Source organism: Aeromonas sp. HMWF015 (genome assembly GCF_963878965.1).
Taxonomy (GTDB): Bacteria; Pseudomonadota; Gammaproteobacteria; order Enterobacterales; family Aeromonadaceae; genus Aeromonas; species Aeromonas veronii.
Window position 1 is genome coordinate 42133 of record NZ_CAWNZT010000159.1, and the last position, 5916, is coordinate 48048.

General features: G+C 59.3%; 2 protein-coding genes, 1 tRNA gene and 1 riboswitch. Of the genes, 1 reads left to right on the top strand and 2 read right to left on the bottom strand.

The window, feature by feature from the left end:
• Positions 1–2925 (bottom strand): glycosyl hydrolase family 18 protein (locus AACS18_RS08175; RefSeq protein ID WP_258228888.1); only part of this gene is annotated, 2925 nt, incomplete at its 3' end.
• A gap of 115 nt (positions 2926–3040) precedes the next feature.
• Positions 3041–3123: riboswitch (cyclic di-GMP riboswitch) on the bottom strand.
• Between the two features lie 293 nt (positions 3124–3416).
• Here AACS18_RS08175 and AACS18_RS08180 point away from each other — a divergent pair.
• Entirely contained in the window at positions 3417–5600 is a 2184-nt protein-coding gene (locus tag AACS18_RS08180; protein WP_108614099.1) for an ExeM/NucH family extracellular endonuclease, read from the top strand.
• 155 nt (positions 5601–5755) lie between these two features.
• Here the strand turns inward: AACS18_RS08180 and AACS18_RS08185 are convergent.
• Positions 5756–5831 (bottom strand) — tRNA-Ala (locus AACS18_RS08185).
• Positions 5832–5916 lie beyond the last annotated feature (85 nt).

Genomic DNA, 5916 nt, shown 5'->3' on the forward strand with positions numbered 1-5916 from the left:
GCCATTGGCATGATCCCCCTGCGGCCAGCTCGGATAGGCCTTGTAGGCCGCCGGATTGACGTTCTGGCTGCTGCAGCTGGTGCCCGGATTCTCGCCGCCACCCGAACCCAGCACGGCCTCCGGCAGGGTTGGGAACTCGGCCTTGAGACCAATGGTCTGGCTGCCGCTGATGATGCGCATACCGCTCGGCACGCCAGCGGCGGGCAGGTAGTAGGTCATGGCGACTTCAATCTCGGCCCCCGGTGTCAGAGTCTGCCAACCCGGCAGGTTCATGGCGACCTTGTGGAAATCCTTCTCATTGGCAATACCTTCCGAATTGTCGTTGCCACCGCTCTCCACCACTTTCAGCCCCATGCCACTCTGATCCGTGATGGTGTCAGAGGTGGAAGTGGGCACCAGAAACTCGATGCGCGCGCCGCCCGGAATAGTCTGGGTCGACTTGTTGACCAGCTTGAGTTTCGGGTTGATCGGGTAGTTGGAGTCCCCTTCCTTGAAGCCGGAGAGGCTGATCTGGATGTCGAGCTGGGCGCTCGGCGCGGCCAGATCGTTTTGCTTGGTGTTGTACGGAGTTGCCTTGGCAAACTTCTCATAAGCCAGGGTGGTCAGGGTACTGCCCATGCCGTACTCGTTCTTGGCCGGATCGAAGGCGTAATCACCCGCCATCTCCCAGAACATCACGCCACCCAGACCGCGCTTGATGATGTAGTCGAGCTTGTAGCCCATGGACTCTTCATCTTCGGTTGAGAGGAACACCTTCTTCTCTTCATTCCACAGCCAGGGCGCGTGGGCCTTGTCATCGTAGTAACGCACATACTTGCCCTGCATCACGTGAGCCGGATTGTTGGGATCCAGACCCCAGGCAGTGCCATAGCTCGGCAGCGTGGTGATGCCGAGGCTGGCCGCGTGCTCCAGGTTTTTGGCATGCCACATGGGCACTGCGCCACCGCCGATCTCTTTGCCGTTCTTGTCGAGATCATGCCAGATGTTGTCGATGCCGACCGCCCCGTTGCCGCACGGAATGGTGCTGCCACCTGTGCCCGGCTGGCACTCGTTCTGGCTCGGAAGGGCTGCCTTGCCACCCAACCCATGACTGCCACCGCTCACCCCCTGCCAACCGCGGGTGTAGTAGGGCACGCCAACGTTGATCTTGCCAGCCGCCAGCGCACCACGGAAGTAGTGGGCAGACCAAGCGGCGTTGAGGTAACCGATACCGCCAAACTGGGTCTGGGTATAGACGCCCCAATGGGAGAGCTCGGGGTCGGCATTGTTGTCGAACAGGGCAGCGTTGTGACCGACAAAGTGGTTCCAGGCACCGTGGAAGTCATAGGTCATCAGGTTGACGTAATCGAGGTACTGGGTGACCTGGAAGTTCTCCATCCCGCGCAGCAGATAGGCAGAAGCCGGTGAGGCGATGGTCAGCATATACTTGCGGCCATCTTCGTTACCGGCGTTGTCGAGCCGCGCCCGCAAGGTCTTCATCAGCACCTCGTAATTGGCAAACAGCTTGGCCCGGCACTGGTTGGAGAGCGGGAAATCGTTGGGGTTGCCCGCATCCTTCATCGAGGTGGGGTATTCGTAGTCGATATCGACCCCGTCAAAACCGTACTGGCGGATAAAACTCACCGCCGAGTCAGCCAGGGTGTTGATACCGGCAGTATTGACCGAGCAGTCACCCTTGGTAGTGGCGGTGTAGAAGCCGCGGGTATCGGCCCAGCCGCCGACCGAGATGAGGGTCTTCACGTCCGGATACTGCTTCTTGTACTTCGACAGCAGGTTAAAGTGGCCCTTGTAGGCAAATTCAGGATCCATCTCGGCACCCGGCACACCATCCCAGGTCATCTTGGTGGCAGCGTCGTCCACCTTGACCTGATGGGTCTGCTCATCCACCGCCGCGAAGGCGTAGTTGATGTGGGTGATCTTGTTCCACGGAATATCGCTCACCAGATAGGCGGGCAGGCCGTTCTTGCCGGTGCGCCAGGAGGTGAAGTAGCCGATGACCCGGCGGGCATGGTCATCCCCCATGCACTCGTAACCATCCGGGCGATAGACCTGGCGAATGTCACAAGAGAGGTTGCCACCGGTGGGCGGCAGCGCGGCCTCCTCGACATTGACGGTCACCGCCGCCGACTCGCCGCTCAGATTGGTCTTGTCAGTGGCCACCAGCTTGAGGGCGGCACTGCCTTTGGCATCCGGTGTCCAGTTCACCTGCCAGGGGGCAGTGGTATCTTCGCCCACCTTCTTGCCGTCGACATAGAGCTCGACTTTGGCCACATCGTTGTTGGCATCTGTGACGTTGCCGCTCACCGCCACACTGCGACCCAGCGTCACCTTGGCTCCATTGGCCGGGCTGCTGATGCTCGCCTTGGGCGCCTCGGGCGCCACCACGGCGGCGACGTTGAAGCTCGAATCCGCCTCGCTCAGTACCTTGCCATCTTTATCCAGCGCGCGAGCCTTGAGGGTATGGCCTCCCACTCCGGCGGCGCTCCAACTGGCACTCCAGGGCGAGGCGCTCGCCGTGGCCACCAGCTTGCCGTCGACAAGGTATTCCACTTTAACCAGCGCCGTCACCGGGCCGCTCAGGCTCACCGCCAGCGCCACGCTGGCTCCTTCGTTGAAGCTGGCACCGGCAGCCGGTGAGCTGACGGCTACGCCGAGCGCCGGAGGGGGCACCTCGCCACCATAGGGCTTCCAGGCATCTGCCCAGACCACACCTACCCCCGGCTCATAGTGATAGGGGGATGCCCCGCACCAGCCTGAATAGGGAAATTCTTTGCACTCGTAGAGGGCACCGACGTTGCTGACGATATCGCCAGCCTTGTAGGCAGTACCGGATTTATAGGCGGGATAAGCGGCCTGAGCCCAGGCGGGCGCAGCCGCAAGGGCGACCAGCATGGCAAGCCTGCTGGGTCTGAAGAGCTGTTGCATATTGTTATCTTCCTTGTTTTGTCTTGGCTTGGTCACCAAGGCAAAGAACAATCGCAACCTGCATGATGGGCGCAGACAACTGGCAATGGACCTGCCACAAAAACCACCCCTCACCCAGGGAAACCCCGCTATCTGGATCCACGATCGAGACCGGAAGCATTGCGCCCCGACATCACTGCCGGTTTGCCCTTTACCTGGGTTCCGTGAGGAACGAACCCAGTATAGGAAGGCGACAAGATCCCCTCAATCTTTATTCTCAAAGAGAATTATCCCCTGCCACGAAAGCGTCATGATCACAGGGTTAAAATTGATTAAATTATCAACAAAATCATATCGTTACTGGGATCATAAAAACGCTTTCCCGCGCCTTCCCAGATTCATTTAATGTGCGTTGGCTCACTGGTATGACATGCCAGAAATGTGACAATGCGCGCCCTTGGTCAACGAGCCAAGGCTATGGAATCACTGGCAAAAATAAAAAAGGAACACCTATGAAAGGTACTCGTACCCTGCTGTCGCTGGCCGTGGGGCTGGCACTTGCATCCTCAGGCGCCCATGCGGCATTTGTCTGCCCGTCCGATCCGGCTCAACTCACTCCCATCCCGACCATTCAGGGCACAGGCTCCGCCAGCGCGCTGGCCACCCAGACCGTGACCGACAAGAACGGCAATGTGACCGGTAAAATCAGCCCGGGCACCTTCAACGTTCGCGGTATCGTGACGACGCTGGGCCAAAGCCTGACCAAGGGGTTCTATCTGACCGACCCGGTGGGCGATGGCAATCCAGCCACCTCTGATGGCATCTTTGTCTATCTGAACGACAAGGACTTCGCGACCAAATATAAAGACATCAAACCGGGGGCTGAACTCTGCCTCGAAGCCAAGGTCGAGGAGTACTACGGCGGTACCCAGCTCAAACCCACCTTCGAATCCAGCAAAGCCCGCCTGCAAGTCACCGCACAAGGGCTGAATGTGCCGACCAGCGTACTGCAGGTCAATGAAGGGGAGACGCTGGCGCAAGCCCTCAATCGCCACGAAGGGATGCGGGTACGTCTCGACAGCAGCAGTGACCTGCACCTGACCCGCAACTACGGCTTCGACTACAAGGTCTATCGCAACAACGTAGAGTTGGCCCACAAAACCCCACTGATCAAACCGACCCAACTCCATGTCGCCAACAGTGCAGATGCTGTCGCGCTGGCCACCCAAAATGGCAGCAACCGTCTGGTAGTCGAGTCTGATTACAAAGCACCGGATGGCGTACTACCCTGGTTCCCGAGCTGGGATGCCGATCAGGGATATCTGCGCATCGGTGATCAACTGACCGGGCTGGAGGGGGTCATCGTATACAACAAGGATGCGTTCCGTCTGGTGGTACCGAGCGATGTCACCCTGACTGCCGGCGCCCTGCTGCGCAGCCCTGAAGAGGATCGTCAAGACGCGCCGGCTCGCCTCGCTGGCAGCGATCTGCGGATCGGCAGCTTCAACGTACTCAACTACTTCACCAGTCACTCCAGCATCGGCGGCGCACTCAATATCCTGTGCAAGGATCAGGCGGATGCCGACAACGCCAAAGGTTGCAACCGGGGTGCCAAGAGCCAGCCCGAGTTCGAGAAACAGCGCACCAAGATCGTCAATGCCATCACCGCAATGGATGCCGATCTGCTCGGCCTGATGGAGATGGAGAACAACGGCTTCGAGGATAACTCGGCCCTCCACAATCTGGTGACCCGCCTCAACGAACAGCAGAAGGATGCGAGCAAACACTACGCCTATGTGCGTCTGCCGGTCACTGCACTTACCGATGGCAAGTTCTTCGGCGGCGACGCCATCATGGTGGCGATGATCTACCGTCCTGCCCTGCTCACCCCCAGCGGAGATGCCAGCGTCATCAAGCTGCCGGAGCAGCGCTACACCACTGGTGGTGTGGCCAAGACAGCCGGTCAGCGCGATTCTCTGGTTCAGACCTTCACCCTCGCCAAGAGCAAGGAGCCGCTGACGCTGGTGGTCAACCACCTCAAATCCAAGGGGTCAGGCTGCTACGAAAATGGCGATGGCAAGACAGAACCGGCCGACCTGCAGGGCAAGTGCACCGAGTTCCGGGTCTCTGCCGCCAAGGTGCTGGGTGAGGCGGTCAGCAAACTGCCGGGCCAGGTGCTGCTGGTGGGCGACTTCAACTCCTACGCCAAGGAAGATCCGATCCGAGTACTGACCGACTACAACCCGGCCACCAGCGAACGGAAGATCGTATCGGCCTCCCACACCTTTATCGGTGAACAGTCCTATGAACAGCTCGGTCGCGAAGTGACTCGCAGCTACGGCCTGATCGATCTCAACGTCAAATTCAACAAGGAGAAAGCCATCTCCTACAGCTACGACGGGGAGCTGGGCACCCTGGACTATGCCCTCGCCAACCCGGCGCTGGCCAGCAAGGTGGCTGGTGTCGCCGACTGGCACATCAACTCCTTCGAAAGCTCCCTGTTCGAGTACGGCAGCCAGTACACCGGCACCCTGCTCAAGTCTGACAACCCCTTCAGTGCCTCCGACCATGACCCCATCATCGTCGACCTGAGACTGGAGAGCGATGCCACCAAACCTGACACCTCCTCAGGCGGCGGTGCACTGGGACTCGGCCTGCTGACCCTGTTACCGCTGGCCTGGCGACGTCGCCGTTAACCACAAGCGCATCTGAATAGTGCAAGCAAAGCCCGCGAGTCTCGCGGGCTTTTTCATTCAGGTCATTGGATTTACAAATGAAAGGCGCGGACGTATGGAGAAAACAAAAAGGCCACCGCGATGCGGTGGCCTTTGTATTTCTTGTAACAAGAATTTGGTGGAGCTACGCGGGATCGAACCGCGGACCTCTTGCATGCCATGCAAGCGCTCTCCCAGCTGAGCTATAACCCCGATTTGTGTGAATGACCGGCAGTCACTCTGAATTTGGTGGAGCTACGCGGGATCGAACCGCGGACCTCTTGCATGCCATGCAAGC